This is a genomic window from Pantoea sp. BJ2 (assembly GCF_040255075.1).
In the GTDB taxonomy this organism is placed as follows: Bacteria; Pseudomonadota; Gammaproteobacteria; order Enterobacterales; family Enterobacteriaceae; genus Pantoea; species Pantoea leporis.
Genome location: NZ_CP158293.1, coordinates 411,100 through 428,237, shown reverse-complemented (window position 1 = coordinate 428,237; position 17,138 = coordinate 411,100). Strand labels below are relative to the sequence as shown.

Annotated in this window: 17 protein-coding genes; 13 read left to right on the top strand and 4 right to left on the bottom strand. The window is 53.9% G+C overall.

Translation table 11 applies throughout. From position 1 onward, the window contains the following. The first annotated feature begins 69 nt into the window (after positions 1-69). Entirely contained in the window at positions 70-1,602 is a 1,533-nt protein-coding gene (locus tag AAF463_RS21460) for an IS3 family transposase (RefSeq protein ID WP_350262025.1), read from the top strand. Between the two features lie 163 nt (positions 1,603-1,765). Here the strand turns inward: AAF463_RS21460 and AAF463_RS21455 are convergent, their stop codons facing one another. Next, positions 1,766-2,209: a VOC family protein gene (locus tag AAF463_RS21455; protein ID WP_350262024.1), complete on the bottom strand. Its 444-nt coding sequence runs from the start codon at positions 2,207-2,209 to the stop codon at positions 1,766-1,768. A gap of 70 nt (positions 2,210-2,279) precedes the next feature. Continuing rightward, on the bottom strand, positions 2,280-2,783 hold the full coding sequence (locus tag AAF463_RS21450) for a GNAT family N-acetyltransferase (RefSeq protein ID WP_110866905.1): 504 nt from the start codon (positions 2,781-2,783) through the stop codon (positions 2,280-2,282). A gap of 396 nt (positions 2,784-3,179) precedes the next feature. Between AAF463_RS21450 and AAF463_RS21445 the strand changes: the two genes are divergently transcribed. Further along, a complete protein-coding gene (locus tag AAF463_RS21445) occupies positions 3,180-3,785 on the top strand; it encodes a LuxR C-terminal-related transcriptional regulator (protein WP_217548218.1) in 606 nt (201 codons plus the stop codon). 150 nt (positions 3,786-3,935) lie between these two features. Further along, positions 3,936-4,928: a sugar phosphate isomerase/epimerase family protein gene (locus AAF463_RS21440; RefSeq protein WP_101761489.1), complete on the top strand. Its 993-nt coding sequence runs from the start codon at positions 3,936-3,938 to the stop codon at positions 4,926-4,928. Positions 4,929-5,099: 171 nt separating this feature from the next. On the opposite strand, the gene AAF463_RS21435 is transcribed toward AAF463_RS21440, so the two are convergent. Then, positions 5,100-6,104: a LacI family DNA-binding transcriptional regulator gene (locus tag AAF463_RS21435; RefSeq protein ID WP_350262023.1), complete on the bottom strand. Its 1,005-nt coding sequence runs from the start codon at positions 6,102-6,104 to the stop codon at positions 5,100-5,102. 310 nt (positions 6,105-6,414) lie between these two features. On the opposite strand from AAF463_RS21435, the gene AAF463_RS21430 reads away from it, so the two are divergent. Further along, on the top strand, positions 6,415-7,338 hold the full coding sequence (locus AAF463_RS21430; RefSeq protein ID WP_350262022.1) for a substrate-binding domain-containing protein: 924 nt from the start codon (positions 6,415-6,417) through the stop codon (positions 7,336-7,338). Between the two features lie 137 nt (positions 7,339-7,475). Then, entirely contained in the window at positions 7,476-8,291 is an 816-nt protein-coding gene (locus AAF463_RS21425; RefSeq protein ID WP_336768204.1) for a creatininase family protein, read from the top strand. Between the two features lie 47 nt (positions 8,292-8,338). Here the strand turns inward: AAF463_RS21425 and AAF463_RS21420 are convergent, their stop codons facing one another. Then, positions 8,339-9,238, bottom strand: coding sequence for a LysR family transcriptional regulator (locus AAF463_RS21420; protein WP_101761485.1), 900 nt, complete (start codon positions 9,236-9,238; stop codon positions 8,339-8,341). A 105-nt stretch (positions 9,239-9,343) separates the two neighbouring features. Here AAF463_RS21420 and AAF463_RS21415 point away from each other — a divergent pair, with 105 nt between their 5' ends. The 8 genes from AAF463_RS21415 (at position 9,344) to AAF463_RS21380 (ending at position 17,133) form a co-directional block, all read left to right on the top strand. Continuing rightward, positions 9,344-10,354: a BMP family protein gene (locus AAF463_RS21415; protein WP_271460416.1), complete on the top strand. Its 1,011-nt coding sequence runs from the start codon at positions 9,344-9,346 to the stop codon at positions 10,352-10,354. A 5-nt stretch (positions 10,355-10,359) separates the two neighbouring features. Continuing rightward, a complete protein-coding gene (locus tag AAF463_RS21410) occupies positions 10,360-11,913 on the top strand; it encodes an ABC transporter ATP-binding protein (RefSeq protein WP_350262442.1) in 1,554 nt (517 codons plus the stop codon). Then, the gene (locus AAF463_RS21405) at positions 11,897-13,012 is read left to right on the top strand and encodes an ABC transporter permease (protein ID WP_350262441.1); all 1,116 of its coding nucleotides are present in this window, start codon (positions 11,897-11,899) and stop codon (positions 13,010-13,012) included. The genes AAF463_RS21410 and AAF463_RS21405 overlap by 17 nt, the downstream gene beginning before the upstream one ends. Then, positions 13,009-13,947 carry an ABC transporter permease gene (locus AAF463_RS21400; RefSeq protein WP_350262440.1) on the top strand — a complete coding sequence of 313 codons (939 nt, stop codon included), beginning with the start codon at positions 13,009-13,011 and terminating at the stop codon, positions 13,945-13,947. Before AAF463_RS21405 ends, AAF463_RS21400 begins: the two co-directional genes overlap by 4 nt. Before the next feature lie 3 nt (positions 13,948-13,950). After that, entirely contained in the window at positions 13,951-14,373 is a 423-nt protein-coding gene (locus tag AAF463_RS21395; protein ID WP_350262439.1) for a cupin domain-containing protein, read from the top strand. Position 14,374: 1 nt separating this feature from the next. After that, positions 14,375-15,148: an isochorismatase family cysteine hydrolase gene (locus AAF463_RS21390; protein WP_350262438.1), complete on the top strand. Its 774-nt coding sequence runs from the start codon at positions 14,375-14,377 to the stop codon at positions 15,146-15,148. Next, on the top strand, positions 15,145-16,530 hold the full coding sequence (locus AAF463_RS21385) for an amidohydrolase (protein WP_350262437.1): 1,386 nt from the start codon (positions 15,145-15,147) through the stop codon (positions 16,528-16,530). The genes AAF463_RS21390 and AAF463_RS21385 overlap by 4 nt, the downstream gene beginning before the upstream one ends. 153 nt (positions 16,531-16,683) lie before the next feature. Then, the gene (locus AAF463_RS21380) at positions 16,684-17,133 is read left to right on the top strand and encodes a helix-turn-helix transcriptional regulator (RefSeq protein ID WP_222233953.1); all 450 of its coding nucleotides are present in this window, start codon (positions 16,684-16,686) and stop codon (positions 17,131-17,133) included. The last annotated feature ends 5 nt before the right edge of the window (positions 17,134-17,138 follow it).

Below are 17,138 nucleotides of genomic sequence, written 5' to 3'. Positions count from 1 at the left end.
ATCTGGGTGACATTATGAACTAGCTAAAGGGGAGTGCGGATGTTTTCCTGGACCTTCAGGAGATGATTTATGCATTCTTATGAGGACCGGATTCGCGCTGTTGAACTCTATTATCTATATGGCAGAAAAGCGTCTGTAGTAGTCAGGGAATTAGGTTACCCGTCCATAAAACAGCTTGGCCGCTGGGTTCGTATTTATGAAGAGAAGGGTGATTTACCGAGAGAATTAAAGCCAAGGGAACGTTACTCTTATGCGCAGAAAGTCGCCGCTGTTGAGCATTATCTTACGCATGGTGGATGTCTTGCTTTCACTTGCCGCGCCATCGGATATCCTAGCAGCGAAGTGCTTAAACGCTGGGTCATAGAGATTTATCCGGGACGACGTCCGCTGATTATTCGCTCGAATACCAACAAATGCTTCAGTCCGGACGAAAGAACACAGGCTGTTCGCGCACTCTGCAACCGGCGCGGGACGGCTCTTAAAGTTGCACAAAATATAGGCGTCAGCGTTCCGGTTCTGTACAAGTGGAAGAAAGACTTAATCGACGATGAGGCTTATCAATCCATGCGTAAACGTAAATCAGGTTCTCAGGATAAAAACCAGGATGCACTGCTAGAAGAGTTCGCACGGCTCAAACAGCAAGTTCATCAGCTGCAGCTTGAGCGTGACATTCTGACTAAAGCGAATGAACTGATAAAAAAAGACATGGGCATCAGCTTCCAGACCCTGAAGAACAGGGACAAAACCCAGGTCGTTGATGCCCTTAAGGAAATATATCCTTTAGCTGAGCTGCTTAATGCACTGCGACTTGCGCGCAGTTGCTATTTCTATCACAAAGCAAAGCTGCGCCGGCACGATAAGTACGCTGAAATACGCGTGACGATGGCAAAACTCTTTGACGGGAATTACCGTTGCTACGGCTACCGGCGTCTGCACGCGATGCTGCGTAAAAATAACATGCATATCTCTGAGAAGGTCGTCCGCAGGTTGATGGCTGAAGAGCAGCTTGTTGTTAAACGAACCGGAAGGCGTTGCTACAACGCTTATTGCGGAGAAATCAGTCCGGCACCTGAAAATCTTCTCGCCAGAAATTTTCGATCCTGCAGGCCAAATGAAAAGTGGCTGACCGATATAACCGAGTTCCAGATCCCAGCAGGCAAAGTCTATCTGTCACCAGTCATTGACTGTTTTGATGGCAAAGTGGTGAGCTGGACTATCGGAACGCGACCGGATGCAAAGCTGGTAAATACCATGCTGGATGATGCGATCGATACGCTCAGAGAAAATGAAAAGCCGGTAATACACAGCGACAGAGGCAGTCATTATCGATGGCCGGGCTGGCTTGATCGTATCAACGCGTCGGGACTTATAAGGTCCATGTCGCGCAAAGGTTGCTCATCGGATAACGCAGCGTGCGAAGGCTTCTTCGGGCGGGTCAAAAATGAAATGTACTACGGTAGAAACTGGGCGGGCGCAACGCTGGAAAATTTTATGTGCTTCCTAGACAGGTACATACGCTGGTTTAACGAGGAGCGTATTAAAATCTCATTAGGTGCAATGAGCCCGGTGAAGTACCGGCAGCATCTGAGGATCTCAACATAACCAGTCCAACAAAACATCCGCATCTCCAAAAGTGACATTATCAAATAGCACCCACAACTTAAGTGCGCATAATCATGATTATGTTAAATGAAGTGTCTCATCACGCACTCTAGCCACGTCTAAACCCGATATCAACCGTCCCCCTTTCAAGTGACGTTTAACGTTAAACACCCGCGTTAAGGCGGCTGGTAATAATCTCAAGGCCAATCTGTTGGCCATATGAAAGTTCAAGCGTGTTGCCATCGGGATCGGCGAAGAATGCCCAATAACCGACGGGAGCGGCTGATTGTTGCGCTGGGCGGCGTAACACACCTTCGCATTCAGCCTGAGCAACCCTGGCATCAATCTCTTCTTTACTGTCACACGCAACGCCAATATGACCAAACGGACCCAGAGGCGTATCCAATGTGGTTTGAGATTGCACCAACACCAACGCAAATGGACGTGTTAAATCAGAAAGCCATGCGACTTTTTGCGCTTCTGCAATGCCTGGTGCCCGCTCATGGATCACCTGCATCCCTGCGTAACGTTGATAGAAATCGATGCTGCGTTCTATATCTCTCACTTGCAGCGCTATGTGGCTAAAACCAATATCGTGCTCTTTCATATTCCAATCCTGTAAAATAAGCAGAATTGGAATATGACATAAAATGTTGATGGCACTTGTTCACGAATGCCTAAAGATGAAGCTCATACACCACGCAAGGCACATCGTAGTGTTGCTCAATCGCTTTGTAGGTCATGCCAAGCCGCTGCATCACCTTCTGCGAAGCGGCATTCTCAGGATCGGCCACCGCAACCAAATATTTAACGCCAACCTGTTCTACCGCAAACTTAACTATCGCCTGCGCGGCTTCGGTGGCAAAACCTTTGCCGTGATAATTGGCATTGAGACGCCAGCCAATTTCCAATGGCGCACCATCCTGATTGGCTAAATGCTGCAGACAGCAAGCACCGACGATTTCGCCAGACTCTTTTTCCCGCATCGCCCACCAGGAAAAACCATATTGTTGCCAGCGCGATTGAACGCGTTCAATACTCGTCAGGGTCTCTTCTGGCGTTTTAACTACGCCATTGCTGATGTAACGCATAATTTCCGGATCGCTTTCCATCGCTCGCAGTCCGTCAAAATGCGCGAGCTCAAAGGGTTCCAGCCGCAGTCGGGTTGTTTCTAATTCCATCATTCCTCCACTTAATGAAGAGCCTACACCAGCGTCATCGCATACGGTGACGCTTCAGAAATATCCAGCTGCTGCTCCAGTTAACTATGTCGGCTATTTTCCTCAACAGCAAATGAAAGGCGCCAGGCTGATACACCACCCGCTGCCGTTCCTGGCTGTGCATCGCTGCATGTTCTTATTTTTGGTTCACATTTTTTTCAGTGGCAAGCCCGATGCAAGGCTAACGCCCAGCGCGGCCATACGTTCACCCAGCGGTTATATCTCAACAACACTGACATGCCTTTAAATCTGTAATCGCGAATTTGGGAAATTTCGTACAAACCTCCCTTCCCCAGTCCGATATTCATAGCACCGGGATCGCGCTTTAATGCCAGCATAATAAAGATGGGGATAACTATGTTGTCATTAACGCTGATAGACAATAACAAATGGATTACTGAAGGGATTTCGCGTTATTTTTCCGGGAAATTTATTCATGTAAAAAATATAGATAGTGACGATATTGACTCAGCGCTGAGTAAGATCGCAGGAACGGATTTGCTCATCAGTGAATTAACCGCTTATGGCCGCGATGTGCAATTCTTTACCGAATTGTTGCTAAAAGTCCAACGGACTTCGCCAGACACGCGGATTATCGTGCTAACCGATTTGCATGAGAAAGCGGTCATAAGCTATGTGGTCAGTTTGCTGCCAGGTGTTACTTTTCTTTCGAAAAAGTGCAGTCTGAAAGCGCTTTCTGATGCTGTATTAGGTTTACCGTTGGCTACAGAATTTGAGGCGGGTGTTCGCCGCACCAAGCAAACCCTTTCAGCGCGGGAGTTCGGCTTATTGCGCATGCTGGGGCAAACCAGCAATCTCACCGATATTGGATACAAACTGCATCTCAGTTGTAAAACCATCAGCCATCATCGGCAGAGTATTATTCGCAAGCTCAACTGCGCCAATAATAAAGAGTTATTCAGCCGGTTAAGCCGGATGGGATATCACAGCAAACCGGTTTGAACAAAGGGGCATGGCATCGAATATTGTGTGATTACGGTTGCATTTCCGTCAATGATTGCTGGTTAACTGCGCACGCCGAGGCGCAGAATGGAATATATAACCATATGTGAATATATATTCAATGACGCAATCATCTGAGGAGAAGGTCTAATGAGTTCCTACACGTATCCGAAATTTGGTGCCGGATTGTGGCACTTCGCCAACTATATCGATCGCTACGCCGTAGATGGTTACGGGCCAGCGCTTAGCACCCTTGATCAGATTAAACTCGCTGGCAGTGTCGAGGATCTATCCTATGTTGATGTGCCCTATCCCTTCACCGAAGGCGTAACCGTAGCGCAGGTTAAACAAGCGCTCGCCGATGCCGGATTGAAAGCGATTGGCGTGACGCCAGAAATCTATCTGCGCCGCTTTTCACGCGGTGCTTTCACCAATCCCGACGCCGCCATTCGCCAACAGGCGTTTGATTTAATGCACGAAGCCGCCACCGTAGTGCGTGAGCTGGGGGCTAACTACGTGAAAGTCTGGCCGGGTCAGGATGGCTGGGATTATCCGTTCCAGGTCGATCATAAAAACCTGTGGAAGATGGCTGTAGAGGGTATGCGCGAACTGGCGAGCGCCAATCCAGACGTCAAATTTGCTATCGAGTACAAACCGCGTGAACCACGCGTGAAAATGACCTGGGATTCAGCTGCGCGTACGCTGCTCGGCATTGAGGATATTGGACTGGATAACGTTGGCGTGCTGCTCGATTTTGGTCATGCACTGTTTGCCGGTGAATCCCCAGCGGATTCCGCCCAGCTGATTATCGATCGTGGTCGTCTGTTTGGTATGGACGTCAACGACAACCTGCGCGGCTGGGATGACGATCTGGTGGTCGGTACCGTGCACATGACCGAGATTTTTGAGTTCTTCTATGTTCTGAAGATCAATAACTGGGACGGCGTGTGGCAGCTTGATCAATTCCCGTTCCGTGAAGATCATGTTGAAGCCGCCAATCTGTCGATTCGCTTCCTCAAACATATCTATCGCGCGCTGGATAAGCTGGATATCGCCGCGTTGCAGGAAGCGCAGCGTGAGCAAAACCCGCTGAAAGCGCAAAGAATTATTCAAAATGCGTTGCTGACCAGCATAGAACAGTGATTTTACGTCGTGGGTCGTCATTTATGGCGTAATGGTGATCAGTCAAGCGCCGAATCAAATTACCGCACCTTCCGTAGCGGCGCGATTTATCGCGCAATGAATTGCGCCGCTACAATGTGTGCTCTCGGTAATTACGGGTTTTCATGTCTTAACTGAGGAGCATTACGTCATTTATGGCGACCTCAAATGCGAACGCCGTACTCGCATTTCACCCCGCCGCCAATGCTCATCCGCACTCTCGCGACCATCAATCAATCGGTTTAACGCTTCGGCGATCAGCAGATCAATACGTTGGCTAAAGGTGGTGAGTTGGCAGCCTGGCGCGCTGGCTTCTTCAATATCATCGAATCCCACCACCGCAATCCTTGGCCTGGTCGGGGCGGCGCGCATCGCTTCCATCGCGCCGAGCGCCAGCACATCGTTTTCACAGAACAGCGCATCAATTGCGGGCGCATCCGGTTGATGCAGATAATCGCTCATCGCTTGCCAGCTGCGTGCACGATCGTAGCTGCCGGCTTTAAGCAGCACATCAATTTGACAGCCTGCTTGTTGCAGCGTCGCTTCAAATCCCTCTTTGCGCAGCAGATGTGACGTTGGTGTATCCGGACCTTGCATAAAACCAAACCGTTGCGCGCCCTGCGCCAGCAACAGCTCGGCGATCTGCTTGCCGGCGGCATAACCATCAATCGCCACCACATCGATGCCCTGCGCATGCGTATTGCGGCACAGCTGCACCAGCGGAATGTTGTACATATCCTCCACCAGCGCAATCAGCTGCGCCGATAACACCGTACCGAGAAACAAAATGCCGTCGATCTGCAATTGATCCGCCTGCGTCATTACCGATCGATACGGCTCGCCGTCGGTGATGTTGAGGATCATCGCCATATAGCCGCGACGTTGTAGCTGCTGCGTAGCTTCATTGAGAATCATCAGCGTATGCGGATTTTTCAGCTCGTCGATTACTACGCCAATAATATGCGTTTTCTTCTTTACCAGACTACGCGCCAGCAAATTGGGCCGATATCCCAGCTCTTTAGCGATGCGCATCACCTTCTCGCGCGCCTTCTCAGAGATTGAAGCGCCAGGCATAAACGCGCGCGATACCGTCCATTTCGATACGCCGGCAAGAAGTGCTACATCGCTGGCCGTGGCTTTTTTTACTGTTCTGGTCATCGGCTCCCTTCCGCAAATTACCTGACAAAAAGCGAGCATAGAGCGATTCCTCATGTAAGCAAGAGGCGATTTTTGCAAACTTTGCACCCGGTTGCATTTCTGTAATGCACTCGGGTGCAAATCGTGATGATTTTGTGATCGTGGTGATGAAATCGCTTTTTGCTGCGTTGACTATTTTTCAACCGTGCCAGAGAGTGAATGCAGCACATCGCGTTGTCCGTCTGAACATGATGTCAATCAGCGGAACTCATCCCGTTGATTTTGCACCCGGATGCAAAATAATAGAAACCTTCCCTACAGAGATAAAAAAATGAAATTATTCAAAGTAGTAATGCTTATCTGCGGTTTGCTCAGTATGTTCACTGCCCAGGCGAAAACCTACATGGTTGGCGTCGCTCTGGCTAATCTCGATCTCAATTTTGTTTCCATCTTACGAAGTCAGATGGAAAAGCAGCTTAAAGACAAAGGGCTTAACAGCCAGTTTGCCGATGCTAAAGGCGATGTATCTCTGCAAATCCAGCAGGTGGATGATTTCATCAATCAGGGCGCAGACGCGATCATCATCAACCCGGTGGATACGCAAGGCGTAATGCCGGTGATCGCCGCCGCGCAAAAAGCCAATATCCCGCTGATCTTCGTGAACCGTAAACCCGAAGTGAAACTGACCGGTAAAATGGCCTATGTCGGTTCCGACTCAGCGTTAAGCGGCAAAATGGAGATCGAAGCCTTAGCCAAACGTCTGGATAACAAAGGAAATATCGCCATTCTGATGGGCGCCCTCTCCACCGAAGAAGCACGTCAGCGCACCAAAGCGGTTGAAGATTATGTGAAGGATCATCCCGGCCTGAAAGTGATCCAGAAACAGAGCGCCAACTGGCAGCGCAACGAAGCGGTCGATAAAACCCTGTCATGGTTGCAGGATGGGAATGATATCAACGCCATCATCGCTAACAACGATGAAATGGCGATCGGGGCGATTATGGCGCTCGATCAGTTGAAGAAAAACAATGTGTTAGTCGCCGGCATCGACGGCACGCCGGATGGTTTGCAGTTTATTAAGAACGGCAAAATGGCGGTGACGATCTTCCAGGATGCGAAAGGTCAGGCAACCGGCGCAGTCGATGTGGCTTACGACATGCTGAGCGGTAAAAAGACCGAAGCCTACAACTGGGTGCCATACCATACGGTGACCAAAGAAAATTATCAGGAATTCACCAGTAAAAATCAGAAGTAACGCCGCTCTTGTTGGGTCGCCGATCATTCATGGCGACCTGCTTATGACCATTGCCTTTAAAGCAACGCTAAGTGCGAATTTTGTTGCTTCCATTGCACTATTAACTCGCTATGTTGGGGTTAAAAATGGAGGTCAACATGCTCAAACCGTCTTCGCCCTGGTGGTGGGATCTCTCAACCCGGGAATTCAGTGAACTTGATATGGCGAATATCGTCGCCGTGCTGCCGATTGGCGCAGTTGAACAACATGGCCCGCATCTGCCGGTGCGTGTGGATGCGGCGATCAACGCCGGCATTATTCAACGCGCGGTGGAATTATTGCCCGACGATCTTCCTTTGCTGGTGCTGCCCGCGCTGCCGATGGGTAAATCGGATGAACATCTTGCCTATCCCGGCACCCTTTCGCTGCCGTATGACGTGTTAGGCAAAGTGTGGTTCGAAGTCGCGAAAAGCGCCTGGCGCGCCGGAATTCGCAAGCTGATTTTCTGGAACTCGCACGGCGGACAGCCGCAGCTGATGGAAATCGTCTGTCGCCAGCTGCGCATCGAACTGGGCATGTTTGCCGTCAGCGCCAGCTGGTTCCGTACCATTGATGCATCGGATCTCTACAGCGCGCATGAACTTAATCACGGCATTCACGGCGGTGAATCAGAAACCAGCATGATGCTGCATTTGCACCCTGAACTGGTGCAGATGCAGCACGCCGCTAATTTCGTTTCCACTTCGGTGGCGCTTGAAGCGACCGGCGGTATTTTAACGCCGGAAGGCGGCATTGGTTTTGGCTGGATGGCGCAGGATCTGCATCTGTCTGGTGCTACCGGCAACGCCGCAGCGGCGGATGCTGAGCGCGGTGCGATTGCCACCGATCGTGCTGCACATGCGCTGCTAAAGCTGGCACGCGAAGTGAACGATTTCGATATTCATTTCCTGACCGATTGCACCGCATTCTCGTAGGGTCGCCATGTAAGGTGACCAAGTGCGCATTAATGCGCACCCTACGATTAACGCAATTCCGACATCATCCCTTTAATGGTTTCGGCGAACACGCTACCAATCGCGCTGGTACCACGATCGTGGCCGATCAACATCAGTGTTTGCGTGTGCTGGGCCAGTTCACGCACCGGAATATAGATTAACCGGCCGCTGCGCTGGTCAGATTCAATATCAATCGGCGTGAGAAACGTCAGGGTTTGATCCATCATTGCCGACTGGCGCATCACCTCGATCGAATTGGTTTCAATAACTGGCTGCATATTGATCGAGGCGCGCGCGAACACTTCATTTAGGTAAGGCCGAATCACCATCGATTTGTCGGCAATCACCACCGGATACGGCAAGCAATCACTCAAACGTAAACTGGATTTCTCCGCCAGCGGGTGCCCCGCGCCCACCACCGCGCCCAATCGCACCGGCACGCTGGCAATGTTGCGATGTACCGGCTGCAGGTCGAAATCAAATCCAATCCCCAAATCGGCCTCGCCACTTGCCACCGCGTTAGTGATGTTCTCGCCGGTGGTGAGTTGTTGCAGCAGCAATTTCACGCGCGGATTGGCGCGGCGAAACTCCGCTGCCACGCGCGGAATCAGGTTCGCCGCTAATCCACTCATCATCGCCACCGTCACTTCGCCGCGCCGCAGTCCTTTCAGCTCTTCGATTTTCATCTGCGCGATTTCAATCTCTTTAAAGCTCTGCCGCACATGATGAATCAGCGCTTCACCGGCGGCGGTAAGAATCATTTTACGCGGCAAACGCTGAAACAGCGGCGTGCCCAGCTCCTCTTCCAGCGCAATCAGCTGGCGGTTAATCGCCGACGCCGAAATGTGTAGCCGTTCAGCCGCTTTGCGAATCGAACCGCTGCGCGCCACCTGATCGATATACACAAACAAACGATGTTGCAGCATATTCCCCCTGCGTTGCCTTTTAGGCATCGGTAAGTACTAAAAATGATGCTTTTAAGATAATGCTCTTCCGGTGATTAATACATCAAAACCACACCAGGAGAACACATGATGGCAGACGTATCCCGCAGAAAGTTTGCGAAGTTAGTGGCTGGCGCACTGTTGTTACCCGCGCTGGCACCGATGTTGTCGCGCAAAGCGATGGCGGCGAATAACACCATAAAAATCGCCCTGCTGTTGCCCGGCTCGGTTGCCGATGGCGGCTGGAGTTCGCTGGCGTATGCCGGATTGCAGAGCCTGCAAAAAGCCGGTTTCAGCGTGGCGCACAGCGAAAGCGTGTCGCAGGCGCAGATGGATCAAACCATACGTGGCTACGCCGATGACGGTTACACGCTGATCATTGGCCACAGCTTTGAATACGGCTCGGCGTTTGCCGAAATCGCGCCGGAATATCCTGATACCTATTTCTTCGCGTCCACCTTCAAGCCAGGCGAAAAATCACCGGACAACGTGGAATACGTCAACCTCGCCTATCTGCAAGGCGCCTATGCCGCCGGTGCGCTGGCGGCGCTGATCTCCGCAAAAGGCAAAGCGGTCGGCTTTGTGGGCGGCGGCGATAATCCCACGCAGCAGGCAATGATGCGCGCCTTTATTCAGGCCGCTGAGAAAACCCGTCCGGGCATCAAAGGCATGGGCGTGGTGACCGGCGATTACGACAACGCCGCCAAAGGCCGTGAAGCTGCCACCACCATGATTGGCAACGGCGCGGATGTGATTTGGCATGCCGCAGACGTCACCGGCCTCGGCGCGATGCAAGGCGCGGCAGCGGCGAAAGTCAAAGCTATCGGCTGCTATGTCGATCAGCGTGATGTCGCGCCCGATTATGTTGCCTGCAGCTTCCGCCAGAACCTCGACTGGATGGTGGAACAGGTTGGCGAGTCGGTGGCGAATAAAACCTTCAAAGGCGGCGACGAATGGCACCCCACCGTTGGCAAAGCCTGGTCGGTGGTCAATGGCAGCGAACATTACAACGCCAAACTGGTGAGTGCCAGCGCATGGGCTAGCTTCCAGCAGATCTGGCAGCAGCTTGATAGCGGCGCGCTGAAGCCAGTGGTTTAACCATCATGACAGCAACAGCAAACATCCGCGTCGCGCTGAAAAATATCACCAAACGCTTTGCGCGCGTGGTGGCCAATGATGACGTGTCGCTCAGCATTAAAGCCGGCGAAATCCACGCGCTGCTGGGTGAAAACGGCGCGGGCAAAAGCACGCTGATGCAAATCCTTTACGGCCTGTATCAGGCCGATGAAGGCAGCATTGAGGTGGATGGCCAGGCGCAGCGTTTTCGCGATCCCAGCGATGCCATCGCCTGCGGCATTGGCATGGTGCATCAGGAATTCATGCTGGTGCAGCCGATGAGCGTGGTGGAAAACGTGGTGCTGGGATTAAAAGAAGGCGCTAGCGGCGTACTTGATCTGCGCGCGGCGGCGGCGCGTTTGCAGGCGCTATCGGATAAACACGGGCTGGCGATCGATCCCTGGGCGAAAGTGCAGCATTTGCCGATCGGCGTGCAGCAACGTGTGGAGATCCTCAAGCTGTTGTACCGTGATGCGCAGGTGCTGATTCTCGACGAACCGACGGCGGTGCTGACGCCGCAGGAGAAAGCCGGCCTGTTCGCTACCCTGAAATCACTGTGCGCAGAAGGCCGTTCGGTAGTGATTGTCACTCACAAACTGTATGAAATCATGGCGATTGCCCATCACGTTTCGGTGATGCGCGGCGGCAAAATGGTCGATTCGGTGGATATTAAAGACACTTCGGAACGCGATCTGGCACGCCGCATGGTTGGGCGCGATGTGGTGCTGCGCGTCGAAAAAACGCCGTGCCAGCCGGGCAAAACCGTGTTGCAGGTGGAGAGCATTGCAGTGCGTGATGCCAGCGGCCAGCAGAAAATCTGGCGCGTGTCGCTCAACGTCGCTGCCGGCGAAATCCTCGGCATTGCTGGTGTGGAAGGCAACGGTCAATCGGAGCTGGCGGAAGCGCTCCTTAACCTGCGTGAACTGGAAGCAGGCCGCATTCTGCTGAATGGCGAAGACATCAGCGACGATTCCCCCGCTACGCGCCGCCATAAAGGCATCAGTTTTATTCCGGCGGATCGGCGTGGCGTCGGTTCGGTGACCGATTTATCGATTACCGATAACGCCATGCTTGGCCGCCAGCGCACCTTCACCCGCGCGGGCGGCTGGCTGTTGGATCGCCAGCGCATTAGCCAGCATGCGCGCGACATCATCGCCCGCTTTGCGGTACGCACGCCGGATGCCGATTTCGAAGCCGGAAAACTCTCCGGCGGTAACCTGCAAAAGTTGATTCTCGGGCGCGAAGTCGCCAGCAATCCCTGCTTATTAGTGGTTGAACAGCCTACGCGCGGGCTGGATGTCGGCGCGATTGAGAGCGTGTGGCAGGGTTTGATGGCGGCGCGCGATCGCGGCTGCGCCATTCTGATGATCTCCGCCGAGCTGGAGGAGATCATCAATCTCTCCGATCGCATCGCGGTGATGTACAGCGGCCAGATTGCCGGAGAAATGGACGCCGCCGACGCCACGCCAGAACGCCTCGGCGAACTGATGGCGGGCGCGCACCTGAAAAAAACCGGAGGCAACCATGAAGAAGCTGCTTGAGCGACGTCTGGCGCCCGCCGAATCCAGCGGCGCGCTAGTGTTAACCAGTTTTTGCGGCATCCTTGCCGCTTTCATCATTGCCGGTTTGCTGTTTATCCCGTTTGGCGGCAATCCGCTCTCGGCTTATGGCTTCCTGTTTGATGCCGCTTTTGGCTCGCTGCGCAGCTTTGGTCTCAGCCTGGTGCAATCCACGCCGCTGATGCTGATCGCGCTGGCAACCATCGTGGTGTGGCGCGCCGGGCTCGGTTATATCGGCTTCGAAGGCTGTTTTCTGCTGGGTGCCACGGCGGCCAGCTGGATCGCGCTGTCGGGTACGCCGCAGGGCTTTCCGTGGACGATTCCCGCGCTGCTCTACTGGCCGATGGTGCTGATTGCCGCCTTCCTTGCGGGCGCGCTTTGGGCCGGTTGGGTTGGCGCGTTACGGGTAAAATTTGGCGGCAACGATGTGCTGATTTCGCTGATGGCCAACTATGTGGCGCTGTTCATGGTGCAGTATCTGGTTTCCGGCCCAATGCGCGCGCCGGGCGATCTGCCGCAGACGCCACGTTTGCCGGTGGAGAGCTGGCTGCCGTTTGTGATGAACGGCATGCGCGCACATTGGGGCATCGCCATCGCGCTAGTCGCCACGCTGTTTGTCTTCTGGCTGATGCGTGCCACGCCCGCCGGTTTCGAAATCAAAATTGCCGGGCTGAATCCGCGCGCGGCGCGCTACAGCGGCGTGGATGTCAATCGCCGCCAAATGGGCGCGGTGCTGCTCGGCGGAGGATTGGCGGCGCTGGCGGGATTGTGCGCGGTATTAGGCGTGCAACATCGCCTGATGGAAGGCATTTCCGGCGGCGTCGGCTTTATCGGCGTGGTGGTGGCTTTGCTGGCACGCCTCAATCCGCTGCTGGTGATCCCGACCGCCATTCTCTACGGCGGGCTGGAAGTGGGCGGTAGCGCCATGCAGCGCCAAACTGGCTTGCCCACATCGGTGGTGCTGATTCTGCAAAGTCTGGTGGTGCTACTGATTCTGGCGGGCGATCTGATGCGCTATTACCGCATCAACCTGCCCGGCGGGCGTAAATCGCGCAGCCATCTGGCGGAGGAACACTCATGAATCTGTGGATGAATCTCGATACCGCTTTTTTCGTCAGTTGGCTGGCCGCCGCAGTGCGCCTTGCCGGTCCGGTATTACTGGCGGCGCTGGGCGAGATCTATGCCGAACGCTCCGGCGTACTGAATATCGGTATTGAAGGCACTATTCTGCTGGGCGCGCTTTCCAGCTACATGACGGCGGTTGAGAGCGGATCGACCGCGCTGGGCTTTATCGCCGGTGGCGTCGGCGGACTGCTGGTTGGCTGCGTGCTGGCGGCGCTCTACCTGCGCGCCTATGCCAGCCAGATTGTGGTGGGCATCGTCTTCAATATATTGGCAGCGGGATTAGCCACCTGGATTTACGCGCTGGTAATGGGCAATGCATCCTCGCCCACCATCCCAATGCTCGAACCCTGGCATGTGCCGCTGCTCTCTTCGCTGCCGTTTATTGGCCCGATTCTGTTCCAGCAGCCGCTGCCACTCTATCTCACTTTGCTGCTGGCGGTGCTGGCGCACTTTGGTCTGTTTCACACCCGCTTCGGCCTGTCGCTGCGTGCGGTGGGCGAAAACCCGCGCGCGGCACATGCCGCCGGGCTCAACGTGTTGAAGATTCGCACGTGGGGCGTGCTGTTCTCCTGCGTGGGCGCTGGATTGGCGGGCAGCTATCTGGTCACGGCGCAGATCGGCCTGTTCCGCGACAACATCGTCAGTGGACAAGGTTTTATCGCGCTGGCGATTGTCATCTTTGGACGCTGGAGCCCGCTTAAAGCGCTGGTCGCCGCTTTTATCTTTGGCGCTGCAGATGCCCTGCAACTCTCGCTACAGCTGTTTGAAAACACGCTGCCGCCGCAGGTGCTGCTGGCGCTGCCTTACTTGCTCACCATTCTGGCGATGTCCGGCGTGGTGGGACGCACATTGCAACCCGGCGCGTTAACGCAGCCTTATCGAAAGGAATAAATTATGAAATCGTTTCGTTTCAACAATCTTGCGGATGTTAAGGCGTTCCGTATCAGTGCGGACAGCAGCAACTATTTCGCCATCTTGTTCGACAAGCCGTTAGACGGCATTGAGAACATTTTCGTGGTGGAGATTTTCAACGTCGGCGGTGCTACGCCACCGAATGAACACGCCACCGCGCACGAGTTCTTTTATGTACTACACGGCGAAGGCGTGGCGCGCTGTAACGATGATGAAATTGAGATAAGGAAAGGCGATTCTCTCCTGCTGCATCCGGGCAACGATCACGCCATTCGTAATACCGGCAGCAGCAAACTCTATACGCTGACGGTGATGACGCCGAATGAAGGCTTCTCTGAACTGATTCGTAGCGGTGACCCTGTCACGCTCGATGCTCAAGATATCCGCGTGTTAACGGGAGCCTGATATGCCGGAGAACGTTTTAGGCAGCAGTCGACACAATCAATGGCGCGTTTCAGCGCAAGTGGTTGATACGCGGCGTCCAGCGCAGGTGTCGCGCAGCGTGCAGCTTACATCGCGTGAACGTTCAGTGATTTTTGATCTGCAGCGCACGGCTATCCTGGTGATTGATATGCAGAACGACTTTTGTCATGCCGAAGGCTGGCTCGGGCATATCGGCGTCGATGTCACGCCCGCGCGCGCGCCAATTGCGGCGCTGCAAGCCTTGCTGCCGACGCTGCGCGCTGCACAGGTGCCGGTGATTTGGCTCAATTGGGGCAATCGCGCTGATAAACTCAATCTCAGCCCTGCGCTGCTGCACGTCTATAACCCGAACGGTGATGGCGTGGGATTAGGCGATCCGCTGCCGGTTTCCGGCGCGCCGGTGTTGCAGGCCGGCAGCTGGGCGGCGGAAGTAGTGGACGAACTGACGCCGGATGCCAATGACATTCGCGTCAACAAATACCGCATGTCCGGTTTTCAGGACAGCGAACTCGACAGCATTCTGCGCAATCTCAACGTCACCACGCTGCTGTTTGCCGGTGTTAACGTCGATCAGTGCGTGCTTTGCACCTTACAGGATGCCAACTTTCGCGGTTACGACTGCCTGCTGCTGGAAGATTGCAGCGCCACCACCTCGCCGGCTTATTGCCGCGATGCCACGCTGTATAACGTGCAGCAATGCTTTGGTTTTGTGGTCAATGCCGCCGAATTACAGCAGCAACTGGAGAACGCCTCATGAGTTACCTGCTGGCTGACGGCTGGATGATCACCATGAATCCGCAACGCGAGATTCTGGAACAGGCTAGTTTGCTGATTGAAGATAAGACCATTCGCGCCATCGGCACGCGCGACGCTTTGCAGCAGCGCTATCCTGAAGCGGAAATTATCGACTGCCGCGAACGCATTATCATGCCGGGCATGGTGAACACGCATACGCATCTGTTTCAGACGCTGCTGAAAGGTCTCGGCGATGACATGGTGCTGAAAAAGTGGTTCACCTGCATGACCGGACCCAGCGCCGTAGCGTTGACAGAAGAGGATGTTTACGCCGCCGCGCTGCACGGCTGCATGGAATCACTGCGTTCGGGCGTCACGTCGCTGGTCGATTTTATGTACGCGCATCCGCGTCCAGGATTAACCGCCAAAGTGATCGAGGCCTTTGAAGTCAGCGGCATTCGCGGTCATGTGTGTCGCGGTTTTCTCACCAGCGGCGCAGAGCACGGTATTCCTGCTGAATTGATCGAAACGCCTGAACAGGCGCTGGCCGATGCGCGCGCGGTGATCGATCGTTATCACCAGGTCGATGGCCGGGTAAAAGTCGGTCTGGCACCAAGCATGATTTGGGCGCTGGATGAGAAAGTGCTGCGCGGCACGCGCCAGCTGGCGGATGAAACCGGCGTGCTGATCACTACGCATGTGGCGGAAACCGATTTTGAGATCGAGCAGGCAAAGCTGCGTTTTCAGGCCAGCGATACCGAATTCCTCAGCGATATCGGCTTCCTCGGCCCGGATGTGCTGGCGGTGCATTGCGTGCAGTGCAATTCGCGCGACATCCGCGCACTTAAACATCATGACACGCGCGTGTCGCACAATCCCTGCAGCAATCTCTACCTCGCTTCCGGCGTGCCGCCGATTCCGGATATGCTGGCTGCCGGCTTAACCGTTGGTTTGGGTTCAGACGGCCCGGCCAGCAGCAACAATCACAACCTTTTTCAGGCGATGAAAGTGGCGGCGCTGCTGCAAAAAGGCGTGCACCGCGATCCCACCATTATGACGGCGGAAAAAGTGCTGGAGATGGCCACCATCGACGGTGCGCGGGCAATTGGCCTCGACCATCTGGTGGGTTCGCTGGAAGTCGGCAAACGTGCCGATGTGGTGATCGTTGATACTTCACATCCGGCGATGACGCCAATCCATCATCCGGTTTCATCGTTGGTCAACTCGGCGCTCGGCCATGAAGTCTGCGATGTATTTGTTGATGGCGCTTATCTGCTGCGCGCCGGGGAGTTTACCCAGCTCAATCAAAAAGAGGTGATGGCGCGTTCGCAACGTGCAGCGCATTCACTGGCGGTGCGCACCGGCAATGATAAAGCGCGCGGCTGGCGATCGGCGACGTTTTAAATTGAAGTGCTAATATTTTATATTTTAGGTTCATTAAATGATAATTTATTAGCACTTTTTCGTTTTTATTTTAATCATTAAAAATGGAATGCAGATCGACAAAATGCTAATATTTTATCCATTAACCCCATTAAAAGATAAAATAGTGACACAATGGCACAGCGAACTTCTCTGCTTCTTCCTCAAACGAGCGAAATGCTTGCCGCTTTTGGAGAGCGATTAAAACTCGCTCGTAAAAGAAGAAAACTTACGGCTAAACAGGTGGCGGAACGCGCGGGAATGACCCCGATGACGTTGCGTTCGCTTGAAGCGGGTAGCGCGGGTGTGACTATCGGAGCCTATCTGGCTGTGATGCAGGTGTTAGGACTCGAACAGGATCTCAATCTGCTGGCTGCTGAGGATACTCTGGGTCGCCAACTGCAAGATGCACGTCTTACCTCAACGACTAAATTATTTGCCGCTAAATCAGCGTATAAGGTTGATGAGGGTGAGAACAGCACGCAGGTAGCTGAGGCGAATAAGCGCGGAGTTGAGCAAAAAAACGCTCAGACAGTCACCTCTGCCGGCCTCGCCTCACTGCTAATTTCAGGGAAGAAAAAATAGGACAC

What these genes read in the sequence shown, in the direction of transcription:
- AAF463_RS21400 (WP_350262440.1), top strand. Translation starts at nt 13,009, where the DNA reads ATGAATCTGTGGATGAATCTCGATACCGCTTTTTTCGTCAGTTGGCTG.
- AAF463_RS21455 (WP_350262024.1), bottom strand. Translation starts at nt 2,209, where the DNA reads ATGAAAGAGCACGATATTGGTTTTAGCCACATAGCGCTGCAAGTGAGA.
- AAF463_RS21380 (WP_222233953.1), top strand. Translation starts at nt 16,684, where the DNA reads ATGGCACAGCGAACTTCTCTGCTTCTTCCTCAAACGAGCGAAATGCTT.
- AAF463_RS21390 (WP_350262438.1), top strand. Translation starts at nt 14,375, where the DNA reads ATGCCGGAGAACGTTTTAGGCAGCAGTCGACACAATCAATGGCGCGTT.
- AAF463_RS21405 (WP_350262441.1), top strand. Translation starts at nt 11,897, where the DNA reads ATGAAGAAGCTGCTTGAGCGACGTCTGGCGCCCGCCGAATCCAGCGGC.
- AAF463_RS21450 (WP_110866905.1), bottom strand. Translation starts at nt 2,783, where the DNA reads ATGGAATTAGAAACAACCCGACTGCGGCTGGAACCCTTTGAGCTCGCG.
- AAF463_RS21415 (WP_271460416.1), top strand. Translation starts at nt 9,344, where the DNA reads ATGATGGCAGACGTATCCCGCAGAAAGTTTGCGAAGTTAGTGGCTGGC.
- AAF463_RS21445 (WP_217548218.1), top strand. Translation starts at nt 3,180, where the DNA reads ATGTTGTCATTAACGCTGATAGACAATAACAAATGGATTACTGAAGGG.
- AAF463_RS21420 (WP_101761485.1), bottom strand. Translation starts at nt 9,238, where the DNA reads ATGCTGCAACATCGTTTGTTTGTGTATATCGATCAGGTGGCGCGCAGC.
- AAF463_RS21460 (WP_350262025.1), top strand. Translation starts at nt 70, where the DNA reads ATGCATTCTTATGAGGACCGGATTCGCGCTGTTGAACTCTATTATCTA.
- AAF463_RS21410 (WP_350262442.1), top strand. Translation starts at nt 10,360, where the DNA reads ATGACAGCAACAGCAAACATCCGCGTCGCGCTGAAAAATATCACCAAA.
- AAF463_RS21440 (WP_101761489.1), top strand. Translation starts at nt 3,936, where the DNA reads ATGAGTTCCTACACGTATCCGAAATTTGGTGCCGGATTGTGGCACTTC.
- AAF463_RS21430 (WP_350262022.1), top strand. Translation starts at nt 6,415, where the DNA reads ATGAAATTATTCAAAGTAGTAATGCTTATCTGCGGTTTGCTCAGTATG.
- AAF463_RS21435 (WP_350262023.1), bottom strand. Translation starts at nt 6,104, where the DNA reads ATGACCAGAACAGTAAAAAAAGCCACGGCCAGCGATGTAGCACTTCTT.
- AAF463_RS21425 (WP_336768204.1), top strand. Translation starts at nt 7,476, where the DNA reads ATGCTCAAACCGTCTTCGCCCTGGTGGTGGGATCTCTCAACCCGGGAA.
- AAF463_RS21385 (WP_350262437.1), top strand. Translation starts at nt 15,145, where the DNA reads ATGAGTTACCTGCTGGCTGACGGCTGGATGATCACCATGAATCCGCAA.
- AAF463_RS21395 (WP_350262439.1), top strand. Translation starts at nt 13,951, where the DNA reads ATGAAATCGTTTCGTTTCAACAATCTTGCGGATGTTAAGGCGTTCCGT.